Source organism: Sorangium sp. So ce362 (genome assembly GCF_051519845.1).
In the GTDB taxonomy this organism is placed as follows: domain Bacteria; phylum Myxococcota_A; class Polyangia; order Polyangiales; family Polyangiaceae; genus Sorangium.
Genome location: NZ_CP150332.1, coordinates 10,329,807 through 10,344,269, shown reverse-complemented (window position 1 = coordinate 10,344,269; position 14,463 = coordinate 10,329,807). Strand labels below are relative to the sequence as shown.

The window sequence follows — 14,463 nt, the reverse complement described above, 5'->3', positions numbered from 1 at the left end:
CTCAGCCGCCCGCGCCGTTCTGGCTGGACGACAGGATCTCCACCGGCGCGGCGCGCTGGAAGTCGACGTTCAGCCGCGAGACGCTCGCGAGGTGCTTGCCCGTGCGGACGAGCGCGATGTCGTCCGCGAACTCGACCTCGATGCGCATCCGCTCGCCCAGGTAACGGCGGAACACGGCGAGCACCTCGTCCAGCACCTGCGGCGAGTACCGCCCGCCCTTGACGACGCGGAACGTGATGGCGTCGCGCTCCTCCTGCACCACCTGGAAGCGCTTGATCGCATAATCGAACTCCTTCAGGTAATGCGCGAAGAACGTGCCGGGGAGATAGCGCCCGTCCGTCCCACGGATGATGGACTGGACCCGCCCCTCGATGCGGCCCACGCGCGGCGCCCCGCGGCCGCAGGGGCACGGCACGGCCGGGTCCATCGCCTCGGCGAGATCGCCGATGCGATAGCGGACGAAAGGCATGCAGAAGTTGTTGAGATCGGTGATCACCACCTCTCCGATCTCCCCGGGCTCCGCGGGGCGCCCGTCGCGGAGGATCTCGACGAGGTACCCCTCGGCCACCACGTGGTGGCCCTCGTGCGCGTCGCACTCGTACGCGATGCCCGAGAACTCGCGGCTGCCGTACTTGTCGAAGACCTTGCAGCCGAACGCCTCCTCGATGAGCCGGCGGCTCGGCAGCGGCAGCGTCTGCGCGCTCGACATGATCGCGCGCGGCCGGGCCGCGACCTTGCCGGTGCTCTTCACGTAATGCGCCAGGAAATCGAGCGCCTCGGCATAGCCGTCCATGAGCACCGGCTGCACGCCGGCGATCCGCTCGATCATCTTGCCCAGGTTGTCGTCGGACAGCTCGAAGATGGGGATGAACGTCCGGTTCGACAGGATGGCGTCCGCGCGCTCGCGGGCCGCCTGCCACCGGGTCATCCCGATCGTCTGGTGCCACAGCCGCACCGTCGGGTCGCCGAAGCGGTAGCCCGTCCACTCCTGCGCCCGGAGCGTCGCCGCCCAGCGGAACTCGAGCTGCGCCCGGTCGGCGTAGCAGACGAAGGGCTCGCCGGTGGAGCCGCTCGTCGTGATCTTGAGGACCTGCGACTTGTCGTGGTTCTCCGACATGATATCGAAATAGAGGTGCCGCCGGATATCGGCCTTGGTGAGGAACGGCAGCTTGTGCAGGTCCTCCTGGCCGCGGATGTCCTCGGGCCGGAGCTTGAGCTCCTGCATGCGAGCGCGGTAATAGGGCACGTTGCGATAGCAGTGGCGGAGCAGCCGCCGCAGCTTCTCGTCCTGGAGCTCGCGGGTCTGCGCCGGCGTGAGCCACTGCGTCTTGCGGAGCGTATCGTAGTAGTGCTCGACGTCGCGCGTGATCATCCAGTGGGTGTGGTTGAACGCGCCGAGGTACGCGCGCCACTTCGCCGTGGTGAGCGGATCGCGCTCCGGCGAGCGGTCGACCACCGGGTGGAGGCGGAGGTACTGCGTGGCCACGTCCGCCGGGATCCGGTCCACGCGGTACTCCCAGACCGCCTTGCCGAGGTCGTAGAACGACTTGGCCACGGCGCTGGCCGCCTGCTGGTCGAGGAAGGAGACGCCCTGACGGCGCTGCTCGAAGAGCGTCTCGACCTCCTTGTACGAGTAGCCCTTGGCGTGGGCGGCGACCAGGATGAACGACTGCCAGTAGAAATAGCTGCCCTTGTACGTCAGCAGATCCTGGAACACCTCGCGCGCGCACATCACGAAGCCGCTCTTGTTGTCGTGCAGCGACATCCCGAAGGTTGTGTTCAGCAGGGTGTTGAACCCGCGGCTCAGGTGGTAGCGGCGGTCCATGCGCCGCCCGACGGCGCTCCTCCAGCCCTGGACGACATCGACGCTGTGCTCGTAGAGCTCGCGCCGGAGGCGCAGGAGGTCCTCGGGCTGGTACTGGAGATCGGCGTCGATGATGGCGACGAGCTTGCCGCGCGCGGAGGCCGCGCCGGTGCGCCACGCCGCGGTGATGCCGCGGTTCTGCGGGTGGAAGCACCCCGCCACGAGCCCGGGGTGCGCGGCCATGAGCGCGCGGATCGTCGTGGCGGTGCCGTCGGTCGAGCCGTCGTCGACGAGGAGGAGCTCCCCCGTGAGGCCCCCTTCGCGGAAGACGCCGAGGACGCGCTCGGTGAGCTCGGGGATGTTCAGCTCCTCGTTCAGACAGGGCACGATGACGGAGAGCTCGATCGGGGTCTCCGGAGGAAGCTCGGATCGGGGGTCGGACATGGGGTGTTCGCCTATCTTGCCTGGAAGGGGCGCCCGCAGCAGGGCGACGGGCGCTCGGGGCAGCCCGGATGCACGGCGGGCGTCACGGGGGGACGCAGCGGAAGCACGCGCGGATCGGCAGCGCGCCGTGGGGCGCCGCGCGGCGCTCGGTCACGCGCAGATGGCGCGCGAGGAGGCGGCCGAACTCGTCCGGAGTCCACGTGTGCAGGTGGTAGACGTCGCCGCCCCACTGGATGCGGTCGCGCAGGAGGTAGCCGACGGGCGTGCGGCGGACGATGCCCTTCAGCCGCGCGATGAGCGGGTCGTTCGGCACCGTGATCGCGGCCACCCCGCCGGGGCGCAGGAGGCGGGCGATCTCCGCGAGGACGGCGGCGGGATCGACCGTGTGCTCCAGGACCTCGGTGCAGATGATGCGGTCGAAGCTCGCGGCGGGCAGGTCGAGCGCTTCGACCTCGCCCTTGAGGAAGCGGGCGTCGTAGCCTGCGAGGTTCTTGCGGGCGGTGTCGAGGAAGACGTCGGAGACGTCGATCGCCGTGATGCGCGCCCGCGGGAACATCCGCAGCACGTGCCCGCCGCCCGAGCCGACCTCGGCGAGCTCGAGGCCTGTGCAGTCGCCGAGCATGTCGCGGATGATGGCGAGCCGCTCGCGCTCGATGAGCCGGATCGGCAGCGGGGCGCGGTCGTAGTAGTCGTCGATCGGGTGCTCCCGGGCGAGGCGGTCGTTCAGCGCCTCCACGTCGATGTCGCCGGCGGCGTTCGGCATGGCGGCCCTCATAGCACGGGGTCGCCCGAGCCTCACCCGCGCCGCGCGCGGCCGGCCTGAGCAGGAGCACGGCTCCGGCGGTCCGCCAGGATCGCCGCCGCTCTATGGCGGTCTCGCGCTCCGCCTTCATGTTCAAATTTGACCACTACCCAACAGGGAGGGGGGCTTGTGGTCAGGGCTCGACGCGACACCCTGCGCTGCACCCGTCGCCCCCTGTCGTGTTGCCGTCATCGCACGACTCGAGCCCTCCGACGTCGCCGTCGCCGCACACGATCGCGGGATCGATCAGGGTGCGGCGCAGCTTCAGGGCCTCCCGGAGCGCGCCCGCGTGCTCGGCGAACTCGCGCAGATCGTCCCGGGTCGCCTCGCCGGCGCTGGCCGCGCCGATCAGCTGCGCCGCCTGATCGATGGCCGCGAGCGCGGCGGGCTCGTCCCACGCCGCGCTCGCGATGCGGGCGAGCTCGGCGCGGAATCGCTCGTCGAGCGCCGGTATCTCGCGGATCCGGCGCGGGAGCACGGCGACGGGCGCCGTCTCGGTATCGAAACGCGGGTCGTCCAGGATGCGATCCATGCCATGGGGCATGAACACGAAGCGCCCATCGGCCGGGTTCTTGTACATGTAATAGTTGTTCGCCCGGTACGCGTAGCCGTCCCAGTGGCCGACGAGCGCCTCGAGGGCGAAGCTCGTGATGAACCGATCCAGGTCGAGGTGCTGGCTCAGCTTCGCCGCGAGCTGCTCGTCCGGCGTGTCGCGGATGGCGGCGGCGAGCGCGCGGAGCGCCGCCGCGCCCTTGTCTTCCCCGCCGTCGAGCTCGGCGGCGCCGAGATCGTCGACGAAGTCGCCGCAGCACGGCCCCTCGTAGAGCGCGCCCTCGTCGTTCACCTCGCCGAAATGGCGCCTCAGGAACCGCTTGTCGAGGGCCTCGGTGACGACGTAGATGCCCTTGTCGACGCCGTTCAGGCTCACCACCGCGTGCGCGGTGCGCGCGGCCGGCACCCCGGCGCGGTCGTGCAGATCCCCGCCGATCTGCTCGCGCAGAAAGGCCGAGTCCTGCTTGGCGTTGTTCAGCAAGAGCTTCTTGAGCCCGTCGAGCTCCGCCTCTTCATCGAACTCGTCGATCTTGATGCTGAAGCTCGGCTTGTCCTCGAGCTCCACGAGCTTGTTGCCCTTCTGCCGGATGCCGGCGCCGCGGACGACCTCGCCGTCGTAGCTCAGCGTGCACGGGACGCGGGCCTCGAGGTCCGTGGCGAGCTGGTTCAGGTGGGCCCCGTCGACGGTGATGGCGATCGTGTGCAGCTTCGTCCGATCGAAGACCGCCTCGCCGGTCTCCTTGTCGACCGGACAGCCGCTCTGGCTCGCCACGACGAGGAGGAGGGAGAGGGCGGCCGTGGGAGCGCGCCCCGAGCTCATGGTTCCCGCTTCTGTGTGAGGCATCCCTCGTGATACCGCGTTCCCGCGGCGTCCGCCCGCCGTGACGCGCGCGCCCGGGTCACGGCGCGGCGGCGGCAGCCCCGCGGCCGGGGTAGGGGCGCGCTTGCTTGACGTAGAGCGTCGGCGGCTCGTCCGGGCTCGCGTCGTCGTCGAACTTGAACTCCACGTCCATCGCGTACCAGCCGTTGTTGCCCCCCGCGGGCCCGTAGGCGGGAGAGAACCGGGTGTGGATGGCGTCGAGCGCCACGCCGAGCTGGTGGACCTGCGCCGCCGTCAAAACCCTCTGGCCCTCGGGCATGAGGCTCGAGTGCGTCATGTAGGTGATGGGCTGGTTCGGCTGGCCGAAGAAGTAGAGGAACGCGTCGTTCGTCACGCCGGCGGGCGGGGCCACGACCTCCACGTCGCCGCCCGATTGCACGTTGACGTAGAAGGCGGGCTGGACCCCGGTCGTGTCGAACGGGTTGTTCGTGATGGCCACGCCGTTCGCCTCCTCGTCCGGGAAATTGTGGTGCACGAGCAAGGCCATCGCGATGGTCCTGTGATCGATGCCGTAATAGGTGCGCTCATCGAAGGTGCGGAGCTTCCAGGCGCTCGCGTACGTCTTGCGGATGGCGTCGAGGACGTCCTCCCAGTCGGTCGGATCGCCCGTGTTCGAGTCGTAGCAGCCGGCGCACGGGAACCCGTCGAGATCCTCGCTGTTCGTGCTGGTGCGGAAGCGCACCGGGTGCCCGGCATACTCCGCCTCGATCTTCGCCTTGAGGAGGTCCTGGAGCTCGACGTCGACGGGGGCGCTCTTCATCGCGTCGCGGAGCGCCTTCAGCGCCTTGTCGCGGACCGCCGGGTCGGTGTTGAACTGCGCGTCGGCGAGCAGCGCATCGATCTGCTCGTAGAAGCCGTTCTGCTTCATGAACAGGTCGTAGTAGTAGACCGGGATGGAGAACGCCTTCTGGATCGGGACCTCGGGGATCCTCGCCAGGATCGAGTAGTGGGCCGCCTTGCCGCCGAAGGCGAGGACGGCCTTCTTGATCGCGTCCCGGAGCGGCTCGCCGTCCGGCGGATCGGGGGTCACCTCCTTGATGTCGCGCAGATCGGTGACCGTCAGATCCAGCTCGGGGAGCGTGACGGGCTCGGGCTTGTGCGCCTCCCAGAACGCCTCGGCCTCCGCCTCGGTGACCTCGCGGACGCTCCAGGACGACGGCCCCGCCGTGAGCTCGACGAGCTTGTCCTTCAGCGCGAGCAGCTCCGGGTGGCTCATCGCGTCGCGCAGCCCCATGTTGGGCGTGCGCCGGTTCTGGGAGAGCACGTTGACGTGCGAGAGCGGCGTCTGGAACGCCTCGGTGATGATCCCCTGGACGACCGAGATGTCGTTGGGCGCCTCGTCGAGCACAACGATGTCCTGGTGGGACAGGTACTTCGCGCCGAGCTCCGCCGCCCTCGCGAAGCGGAGCCGCCCCATCGCCGTGCCCAGCGAGAGCGGCTGGTAGTCGATCCCGGCGTAGAGATCGCCGGTGCTGACCACGGGGATGTCGGCGGGGAGCTTCTTCGCCTCGGCCGCCACGGCCTCCGACGTGGGGTGGAAGGCGAGCTTCGATCCGAAGAACGAGGCCCCCTGCACCGCCCTGAACAGGGTGGTGATCATGTCCGCAGACGCGGTGTCGTAGGGGGAGAGCTCGAGCGCCCACACGCCGGGGCCCGCGTAATGCGTCACCGCGCCGAGGACGAAGCGGCGGTCCGGCGTGAAGTACTCGGTCGTGTTGAACTCGGAGAGGGGAGGGACGTAGGGCAGCTCGCCGCCGGAGAGGTGCGACGAGATGAAGGCGTAGTGGACCTCGTAGAGCACGCTGTTCTGGAAATACAGCGCGTTCTGGTCGGCCATATCCATCACCACCTTGACCGACCGCGCGCCGGGCAAGGTGGCGTCGATGGGCGCCGACGCCAGCGCCTCGAAGTCCGCGGCGCACCCCACGCGCTTCAGGAACTCCGTCGAGCCGTCGTCGCTCTTGCGTTCGCAGACCTCCCCGGTCACGCCGACACCGTCGGACGAGCCGCCGCACGCGCCCGGCAGCACAGCGGAGAGCAGGGCGAGCGCGAGGAGCGACGAGATGCGATTGCCTTGAACCATGAATCCTCCTGAGACAAGTAAGGTGACCGAGGGGCGGCGCGCGCTGGCAAGCTTGCGTCAGGGCGTCAGGGCGAAGCAGTAGATCCCGCCGTAACCGCCGCCGGATCCGACGCTCGTCGCGCCCTGCGCCGGTCCCCCTGCGTCCACGAGGTTGACGCCCGGGGTGCACCCCGCCGCGTCGTGGGCCGACATCCAGTGGGCCATGTTGAACCCGCCGCCGCCCGGGCCGCCGGGCCCGCCGCCGCCGAAGTTCCTCGGCCACGAGTGTCCGAGGCGCGGTTTCGAGTTCCTGTCCGCCGCCGCGCTCGTCCAGTCGCTGCACGTGGCCGTCGAGCCATAGAGCCGCCCCTTGTCGTCGCTCCCCGTCAAGGTGTCGTGGTTGTCCACCTCGGGCTGGCTCGGATCGGGCTGGTGGTTGGGGACGCCGTCCTCGTTCGGCAGATCGTCGGCGAGCCCCTCGTCGGCCCCGGTGGGGCGCTCGTCGAGCAGCGCCTCTTTGTTGCTGGCGATCAACCGTCCGAGCCGGTCGTACCAGGGCCCCTCGCCGATCCGGTCGATCGCGTCGACCCGCTTGCCGTCCTCCCCTGCCGTGGCGCTCAGGAACGCGCGCCACGTCTTGCCCCCCGCGCCCGGAAGGCTCTTCTCGGCGATCGTCGCGCAGATCTTGTCCGCGCCGCGGAGACCGGCGCCCGGGCCCGTCTCCCCGAAGCGGAGATCGCCCCCGAAGCCGTCCTGGGAGCCCGACAGCTCCTGCATGGCGACGATGCTGGTCACGAAGAAGCTGAATTTCTCGGTCGTCCCGCCGCCGGTGGTCGCGGTGGTGCCGCCGCCGGTGGTCGCGGTGGTGCCGCCGCCGGTGGTCGCCGTGGTGCCGCCGGTGGTCGCGGTGGTGCCGCCGCCGGTGGTCGCCGTGGTGCCGCCGCCGGTGGCCCCGGAGCCGCCGCCGGAGCTCGACGATGTGCTGGTCGCTCCGTCGCTCGAGGCGTCCGTGTCGCCGCCGGAGCAGCCGAGCACGTGAGGGAGCAGCGCCATGGTGAGAGGGAGCAGCACGGGGTGATAAGCGCGTGTCATGGTCTCGTTTCCTTGTCTTTGTAAGCTGGACTGTCGGTCGCGCCGTGATCGGCGAGGCTCATTGGCAGGTGAGATCGCTCTGGCAGGTCTGGCCGTCGGGGCACTGCGAGCTGTCGTTGCACGAGGTGAGCCCCACGACCTCCACCGGTCGCTCGATCTGCGATGAGATGACCAGATCGACCCGGCCGGGCGAGATCGTCGTGGAGCCCACGGACTCGCGCGTGGCGACGATCGACGGGAAGCCCGCCACGCCGAGGTCGAGGAGCTGCGTGACGAGCGACGCCGGCAGATCGAGCGAGCCGGTGTCCTCGGCGACGCACTCGATCTTCCCCTTCGTGCCCCCGTGATGGCTGATATCGAGCGTCACGCGGAGCGTGGAGATGCCGGCCTGCCCCGGCGGCGTCCACGTGAGCTGCACGGCCTTGTCGGGCTCGATGCGGATCGTGTCGTTCAGGAGCTCGAGGGGGCTCACGCCCTTGGCCTCCACCGCGAAGGCGTTGAAGTAATCGCCGCTCGCCTCGAAGCGGACCGCCTGTCCCTCGTCGGCAGGCGGATAGCCGAGCTTCGCGCCGGCGGGCGGCTGGTAATTGTTCGCCACGGGTTTCATGACGAAGGCCGCCTCGCCCGACTCGAGGTTCAGGCCGGTCACCGTCATGTCTCCGGCGCTGTGCGCGGCCGGGTAGGCCTGGCACGTGTCGTCCTCCACGCACACGGCGCTGCCCCCGCAGGGCTCGTTGCAGAACGGGACGCGCGGCGTGAGGAGCCGGCAGCTCCCCTCCTCGGTCGCGAGCTCCCAGACGATCTGAGAGGGCGTGGGCCCGTCGTAGATCTTCCCGAGCACCGACGCGCTGCCGGGCGTCTCCGGCGCGTCGCCTGGCAGCGAGCGCACCTGGAAGGCGCCGACGAGGCGCGTGGGGTCGCCGGTCGCGCCGTCCGACCCCCCGGATCCGCCGGAGCCCCCAGGGTCCGGCGGGTCGCCGGTGCCCGCCGCCGAGGACGAGCAGCCGAGAGACAGGAAGCTCATGAGCCCGACGAGGACGCCGGCGCACCCTCTGCATCGGGACGGGAATTTTACAATATTGCGGACTTTTTGCGACATTTTGATGGCCTGGTGGCGATGTCGTAGGATCGGGGGTCAATCTTTTTTGCGGACGTCGCGCCCGCGCTCACTTGCCGCCGAGCTCGGACAGGCGTGCGCGCAGCCGCGGCGCGTGGACGCTCTCGCCGTGCCGGGCGAGGAAGTCGGCGATGGCCGCGCGCTCGTCGGCCCTCCGCCCGAGCCGGCGCAGGCAATGCACCCGCCCGACCCGGGCCTCCGCCGCGAGGGGGCCGCCGGGGCCGGCGAGGTAGCGTTCGAAGTGGCCGAGCGCCTCGGCCGCCTTGCCCTGGTGGAGCGCGAGCTGGCCGAGCGACACGAGCGCCGCCCGCGCCTCGGGGCTGGACGGGTGCTGCGCGAGCAGGGCGCGGTACGCGGCGCTCGCCTCGGCGTTCTTCCCCTCCCCGAGCCGGGCCTGGGCGCGCAGGAGCAGCGCCTGGGGGCCCCCCGTGGGCCCCTCCGCGCGCGGCCTGGGCGGCTGCGGGGCGCGATCCCGGGCCTCGCCGGCGCCGGTGGCCGCGGGCTCGCTGGCCACCACGGCCGCGCCGGGGGGCGGCTCGCTCGGGGCGGCGGCCGCGCCGGGGGGCGGCTCGTTCGGGGCGGCGGCCGCGCCGGGGGGCGGCTCGTTCGGGGCGGCGGCCGCGCCGGCGCCCGGCGAGGGCTCTCCCGGCGGCGTGGGCGCGGGGGAGCCTGGGGCGGGCAGCGCGCCGTTCGGATCGAGCGCCTCGCTCCCGCCCGGCGCGGGCGGCGGGGGCGCCTGCGCGGGCCCGTCGATCAGCTCCGCCGCGAGCGCGACAAGGAGGGTCGCGGCGACGGCCACGCCTGCGATCGTCCCCGCGAGCCCTCGCCGCAGCGTCGGCCGCGGCCTCGCCGTGCTCCGGGGCGCGGGCTCCATGTGGGCGCGCGCGAGCACCCGCTCCAGCATGGCGGCGTCGCTGAGCTCGTGGCCGTCGCCGCGCTCGTCGCCGAGCTTGCCGATCGCAGCCCAGAGCCGCGCCTCGCCGCGGAGCTCGGGGTCCTCCTGCTCGGCGAGGCGGAGGAGCTCCGCGTCCTCCGGGCGGATCGGCGTGCCACGCGCCTCGGCGGCGAAGATGGCGGGCAGGCGGTCCAGATCGATCTCGGGCTTCTGGGTCGCTGTCATGATGCTCTCTTCCGGCCGACGGCGATGTCCTGGCGCACCTGCTTGCGGAGCGCGCCGATCCCGAGGCGCAGCCTGCTCTTCACCGTGTCGGGGCTGACCTCGGTCATTCCGGCGATCTCCTCGATCGAGTAATCGAGCGCATGGTGCAGGAGGATCGCGTAGCGCTGCGCCTCCGGCAGCTCGTCGAGGTACGCGCGCGTCTCGCGCGGGAGGGCCTCGAACGGGGGTTGGTGCGGCGCCTGGGCGATCTCCTCGTCGATCGCGCTCTCCGGCGCGACAGGGGCGCCATCCCGGCGCTGCTGCTTGACGTAGCGAAGGATCGTCCGGACGGCGACGCGCCTGGCCCAGGCCTCGACGGCGGCCTCGCCGCGGTAGGTCGAGGCGCTCTCCAGGATCGCGAGCAGGGCGAGCTGCGCGGCGTCGTCGGCGTCGGCCGAGCTGCGGAGGAACGTCCGCGCGATCCGGCGGACCCGCGGGATCACGCGGGCCATGAGCCAGGCCTGCGCCCGCGGATCGCCCGCGCCGGCGTGGCGCATCCGGTCGAGGTCGAGCGGCTCGGGCACGGCGGGTGACGGGCAGGGAGGGGGGCGGGTCATGGAGCTGGCCAGTCGCGGCTCGGAAAACGGTCCGAGGCTCGCGCGAAGAGCTCGTGTGCGCTCAGCGTCCATCGCCGTGACCTGGTGCGGCGCCCGGGCCGAACCGGGTCAAACTTCTTTCGCTGTCGCGTCACGCGGCGCGGGCGATCATGGCCTGACCACGCCCTCGGCCGCCGGCGGGGCGAGGCCGAGCTCCAGGCCGAGGCCGGCGAGGAACCGCACCGGGTCGGGCTGGAGCGCGAGGTCCGGGTGCACGGAGGCGTCGGGCCGCGTCAGGAGGAAGTCCACGCCCAGCATCGTCTTGAGGCGAAGCCACCCGGTGAGCGGATACCCGAGCTCCGCGACCGGCGCGACGCTGAAGAGCACATCGGTCCGGGGCTCCGGCGGAGGCAGCTGCTGCGGAGCCACATGCGGCCACTGCCAGGGGGGGAAGCCCGGCAGCGGCCCCTGGCCCCGCCGCCGCGGCGGCGGCGGCGGCCGGGCGGGCAGCGACCGGGCCGGCGGCGGCGGCGCGGTGGGCTGCGTGGAAGGCCTGGGGATGCGCTCGACGATATCGACGCTGGCGCGCGCTCCGAGCTGCAGGTCGAAGCCGAGCGGGAGCCTGAACCGGAGCTGACCCGAGGCGATCACGGGGTGACGCACGAGCTCGAACGCCGCCCGCTCGTCGCCGAGGGTGGCCGGAGGGATCAGGTCGTAGCCCAGGCCGATCACGGCCTGATCCACCGGCGCCCAGGAGGCGCGGAGCGCGGCGGCGCTCTGCCAGGGCGCCTCGCCGCTGAAGCTCGCGCCGGTGTAGCCGACCTGCACGGCCAGCGCGGGCAGCCGGGGCGCTTCGGGCTGGGCGCCCGGCTCGACCGCGGGCGTTCGCGGGCGCGGCGCTGCGTCTGCGGGCGCTGCGAGGGGCGCCGCGGGCGCAGGGGCGGCGGGCTCGGGCGGGGCCGCCGGCGTCGCTGCGGCCGCGGCGACGCCCACCTCGACCTCGGTCAGGCCGGCGACGCGCCCCTCGCGGAGCTCCTCGGCGACCGCGCCGGCGATGCTGGCGAGCGACTCGAGGGCCGTCGCTGTCTGCCCGGGCGGGACCGGGATGCGGCGGCCGTAGACCTGATCGCCGCCGCGCTCGACCACGTACAGGGCGAGCTCGCCGCTCGACCCGGCGTCGATCCAGAGCACGCCCCGCGCGTCCCATGCGTCGGCGAGGGCGCGGGCGTCGGGGAGGAGCGTTTGCAGCGCGGACCTCGGCGCGCCGGGGCGGATGACCTGGAGGCGGACGCCGAGCGGGCGGATACGGGCCGCGACGAGGGCAATGGCCCGCTGGTCGATGCTGCCGGCGCCGGGGAAGGCCGCGAGGACGAGCACCGGCCCGCGGGCGGCGCGGGGCGCGGCCGCCGCCGCCGCCGGCAGCGCGAGGAGCGCGCACGCGACCGCGCTGCCGGCCATTCGGGCAGCGCGGAGGGCGAGCGCGAGCGACGCAGCCGGCACGGGCTGCGGAAAATATCATCGTTCCCTCCGGGGCACCATCCCCCTGCCGGGCGGGCCCGAGCAGCGGAGTCGAGACGAGCACAGCAGGGCTGAGGCGTCGGGACAGCCGCCCTCGGGGCCTCAGCGCGTTCCGGCCGACCGGGGGTAGCTCCCGAGCACCTTCACCATCTCGCAGCGGGCGCGCAGCCGCTCGACCGCCTCGGCGACGCGCGGGTCGCTCCGGTGCCCCTCCAGGTCGACGAGAAAGACGTAGTCCCAGTGCTTTTGCCGGCTCGGACGAGACTCGATCCGGGTCAGGTTGATGGCCGCGTCGTCGAAGATGGCGAGCACCCGTCGGAGCGCGCCGGGCTCCTCCTGCACGGAGAAGACGATCGATGTCTTGTCCGCGCTGGTGGGCGGCGCGTCGACCGGGGCGATGACGATGAAGCGGGTCGCGTTCTCGGGGCGGTCGTGGATGCGCTCGCGGAGGAGCGGCAGCCCGTAGAGCTCGCCCGCGCCGCGGTTGCCGACCGCCGCCGCGGCCGGGTCGCCGACGGCCTCGTGCGCCGCCGCGGCGGCGGAGACGGTCTGGATGATCTGCGCGCCGGGGAGGTGCTTCGCGAGCCAGAGGCGGCACTGCGAGAGCGCGTGCGAGTGCCCGTGGACCCGGGTGACGCCGCTCAGCCCCTCCGCCTTGCTGAACAGGCAATACGCGACGTCGAGCACGAGCTCCTGCCGGATCTGGAGGTCGCTCTCGATCAGGGCGTCGGCGGTCAGGGTCACCGAGCCGTCCGTCGAGCTCTCGACGGGGACGACGCCGCAGGCCGCCTCGCCCGCGCGCACCGCGTCGAAGACGCCCTCGATGGTGCCCGTCTCCCGGTAGCGCGCCGCCAGCCCGAAGAGGTGGCGCGCGGCGACCTCGGCGAAGGCGCCCTCGGTCCCTGGAAAGGCCACCTTCATGGGTTCTTCGAGCGCCAGACAGGCGCTCATCACCTCCCGGAAGACGACCCGGATGGCGTCGCGCGGGAAGCGGCCCGCGCCCTTCGCCTGGAGGCGGTCGAGCACGCGCCGCTCGCGCTCTGGATCGTGAAACTGCGTGGCATTCGCTGCGCGCTTCGCGTGTGCGACCTCGACGGCCACCTCGGCCCGCTGGGCGAGGAGATCGAGGATCCGATCGTCGATGCTGTCGATGCGCACGCGAAGCTCGCCAAGGGTCGTCATGTACAGTTCACCTCTTATGGGGCCGGCGGCCATCAAAGCGCAGGGGAGGCCGCTGCGCAAGGCTCGCCTCGGCGCCGGGAACGCGCGCGACGGAGGCGCGCGTCGGGGGCGAAGCGGCGCCCGTGCGGGCTCGACGCGTCGAGCGGGGGAAGCGGAGGGGAGCGGAGGTGAAGAAGAGAAGACCGCCGAGGATGTGACGAGAGGAGAGCGCGACAGGGGCGGGCGCGGGAGCGACAGGGGCGGGCGCGGGAGCGATAGGGGCGGGCGCGGGAGCGATAGGGGCGGGCGCGGGAGCGATAGGGGCGGGCGCGGGAGCGATAGGGGCGGGCGCGGGAGCGATAGGGGCGGGCGCGGGAGACGCTATATTTCCGGGGCGGCGAGGGGCTCGGCGGCCTTGGCCTTTCGGCGGGAGCGCCGGTTCAGGGTCGTCCGGTGGCGCGACACGAACCTGGCCGCGATCTTGGGCTGATCGCGGAAGGCGTAACGGCCGCCTTCGCGGATCTCCTTTGCGAGCTCGTCGGCGGCCCAGAAGCAGCGGTTGCGGAGCTCCAGCGCGTGCGCGGCGCTCGCGTCGGAGGCCTCGTTGGCGGCGGCGTCTTCGAGCGCATCGGCGAGCGCCTTGGCCCTGTCGAGATCCTTCCTCGTGATATCGGTCACGCCGAGCGCGCCCTCGTGTTCGTCCCAGAAGTCGACGAGATCGCGGAGGTCCTGGATGATATCGGCCAGGCCGGAGCCCTCGGCGATGCGCGAGAGCTCGGCCTGGGCGGCGGCGTCGTTCCGGCAGCCCCAGCGGCCGCCGGCCACGAGCTTCGCGTCGAGCGCCTCGGCCTCGTCGCGGAGCCTCCGCTGCGCCGACGTGAGCTTCACGGCGCCGCGCGCCTTCTGCCAGGCCTTCTCGAGCGCGCCGAGGCGTCGGGCGAAGCGCGCGAGGAGAGCCATCTTGTCGGCGGTGATCCCGATCCTGGAGAGGCGCGCCTCTTGCGCCTGCGCGAGGCGCGAAAGCGAGGTGAGCTCGCGCTCCGCGACGCTCACCGGCATGTCGGGACCTGTCGCGTAGATCGGGTCCAGCGCGAGGAGCGCCTCCTCGCTGGTGGGATCGTGGGCCGGAGAGGCCGGGCGTTTCGTCCTGGGGGCGGGCGTCTTGCTCGACGACTGGACCTTGGAGGACGTGGGCTTGGATGAGTTCTTCACGGTGCGTCTCTGGGGCATGAGCTCCCTCCTGGTTGAGCGTAACCGGGTGATGGTGGCGAATGGGGAGGCGATGTCAACAGCGTTCCGCGTGGGCCAGGCGTCCAAATGCTGCTGCGACGATCGG

11 protein-coding genes are annotated in these 14,463 nt (G+C 72.1%); all 11 read right to left on the bottom strand.

Annotated features, from left to right (window positions below):
* Position 1 precedes the first annotated feature (1 nt).
* The 11 genes from WMF17_RS39785 to WMF17_RS39735 all read right to left on the bottom strand — a co-directional run bounded on the left by WMF17_RS39785 (position 2) and on the right by WMF17_RS39735 (position 14,357).
* A complete protein-coding gene (locus tag WMF17_RS39785; protein ID WP_437598667.1) occupies positions 2 to 2,248 on the bottom strand; it encodes a glycosyltransferase in 2,247 nt (748 codons plus the stop codon).
* 82 nt (positions 2,249 to 2,330) lie between these two features.
* The gene (locus WMF17_RS39780) at positions 2,331 to 3,011 is read right to left on the bottom strand and encodes a methyltransferase domain-containing protein (RefSeq protein WP_437646324.1); all 681 of its coding nucleotides are present in this window, start codon (positions 3,009 to 3,011) and stop codon (positions 2,331 to 2,333) included.
* Positions 3,012 to 3,183: 172 nt separating this feature from the next.
* Positions 3,184 to 4,422, bottom strand: a complete 1,239-nt coding sequence (locus tag WMF17_RS39775; RefSeq protein WP_437646322.1) for a CotH kinase family protein — start codon at positions 4,420 to 4,422, stop codon at positions 3,184 to 3,186.
* A gap of 79 nt (positions 4,423 to 4,501) precedes the next feature.
* Positions 4,502 to 6,565 carry a PEP/pyruvate-binding domain-containing protein gene (locus WMF17_RS39770; protein ID WP_437646320.1) on the bottom strand — a complete coding sequence of 688 codons (2,064 nt, stop codon included), beginning with the start codon at positions 6,563 to 6,565 and terminating at the stop codon, positions 4,502 to 4,504.
* Positions 6,566 to 6,622: 57 nt separating this feature from the next.
* Positions 6,623 to 7,636: a hypothetical protein gene (locus WMF17_RS39765; protein ID WP_437646318.1), complete on the bottom strand. Its 1,014-nt coding sequence runs from the start codon at positions 7,634 to 7,636 to the stop codon at positions 6,623 to 6,625.
* A gap of 58 nt (positions 7,637 to 7,694) precedes the next feature.
* The gene (locus tag WMF17_RS39760; RefSeq protein ID WP_437598659.1) at positions 7,695 to 8,660 is read right to left on the bottom strand and encodes a hypothetical protein; all 966 of its coding nucleotides are present in this window, start codon (positions 8,658 to 8,660) and stop codon (positions 7,695 to 7,697) included.
* A gap of 142 nt (positions 8,661 to 8,802) precedes the next feature.
* Positions 8,803 to 9,873 carry a tetratricopeptide repeat protein gene (locus WMF17_RS39755; RefSeq protein WP_437646316.1) on the bottom strand — a complete coding sequence of 357 codons (1,071 nt, stop codon included), beginning with the start codon at positions 9,871 to 9,873 and terminating at the stop codon, positions 8,803 to 8,805.
* The gene (locus tag WMF17_RS39750; protein WP_437598657.1) at positions 9,870 to 10,469 is read right to left on the bottom strand and encodes an RNA polymerase sigma factor; all 600 of its coding nucleotides are present in this window, start codon (positions 10,467 to 10,469) and stop codon (positions 9,870 to 9,872) included. The genes WMF17_RS39755 and WMF17_RS39750 overlap by 4 nt, the downstream gene beginning before the upstream one ends.
* Positions 10,470 to 10,616: 147 nt before the next feature.
* Positions 10,617 to 11,948 (bottom strand): hypothetical protein, encoded by a 1,332-nt coding sequence (locus WMF17_RS39745; RefSeq protein WP_437646314.1) that lies wholly within the window; start codon positions 11,946 to 11,948, stop codon positions 10,617 to 10,619.
* Between the two features lie 120 nt (positions 11,949 to 12,068).
* A complete protein-coding gene (gene pheA, locus WMF17_RS39740) occupies positions 12,069 to 13,148 on the bottom strand; it encodes a prephenate dehydratase (RefSeq protein ID WP_437646312.1) in 1,080 nt (359 codons plus the stop codon).
* Positions 13,149 to 13,508: 360 nt separating this feature from the next.
* Positions 13,509 to 14,357, bottom strand: a complete 849-nt coding sequence (locus tag WMF17_RS39735) for a hypothetical protein (protein ID WP_437646310.1) — start codon at positions 14,355 to 14,357, stop codon at positions 13,509 to 13,511.
* Between the last annotated feature and the right edge of the window lie 106 nt (positions 14,358 to 14,463).

What these genes read in the sequence shown, in the direction of transcription:
- WMF17_RS39760 (WP_437598659.1), bottom strand. Translation starts at nt 8,660, where the DNA reads ATGAGCTTCCTGTCTCTCGGCTGCTCGTCCTCGGCGGCGGGCACCGGC.
- WMF17_RS39765 (WP_437646318.1), bottom strand. Translation starts at nt 7,636, where the DNA reads ATGACACGCGCTTATCACCCCGTGCTGCTCCCTCTCACCATGGCGCTG.
- WMF17_RS39735 (WP_437646310.1), bottom strand. Translation starts at nt 14,357, where the DNA reads ATGCCCCAGAGACGCACCGTGAAGAACTCATCCAAGCCCACGTCCTCC.
- WMF17_RS39780 (WP_437646324.1), bottom strand. Translation starts at nt 3,011, where the DNA reads ATGCCGAACGCCGCCGGCGACATCGACGTGGAGGCGCTGAACGACCGC.
- WMF17_RS39785 (WP_437598667.1), bottom strand. Translation starts at nt 2,248, where the DNA reads ATGTCCGACCCCCGATCCGAGCTTCCTCCGGAGACCCCGATCGAGCTC.
- WMF17_RS39775 (WP_437646322.1), bottom strand. Translation starts at nt 4,422, where the DNA reads ATGAGCTCGGGGCGCGCTCCCACGGCCGCCCTCTCCCTCCTCCTCGTC.
- WMF17_RS39770 (WP_437646320.1), bottom strand. Translation starts at nt 6,565, where the DNA reads ATGGTTCAAGGCAATCGCATCTCGTCGCTCCTCGCGCTCGCCCTGCTC.
- WMF17_RS39750 (WP_437598657.1), bottom strand. Translation starts at nt 10,469, where the DNA reads ATGACCCGCCCCCCTCCCTGCCCGTCACCCGCCGTGCCCGAGCCGCTC.
- pheA (WP_437646312.1), bottom strand. Translation starts at nt 13,148, where the DNA reads ATGACGACCCTTGGCGAGCTTCGCGTGCGCATCGACAGCATCGACGAT.
- WMF17_RS39755 (WP_437646316.1), bottom strand. Translation starts at nt 9,873, where the DNA reads ATGACAGCGACCCAGAAGCCCGAGATCGATCTGGACCGCCTGCCCGCC.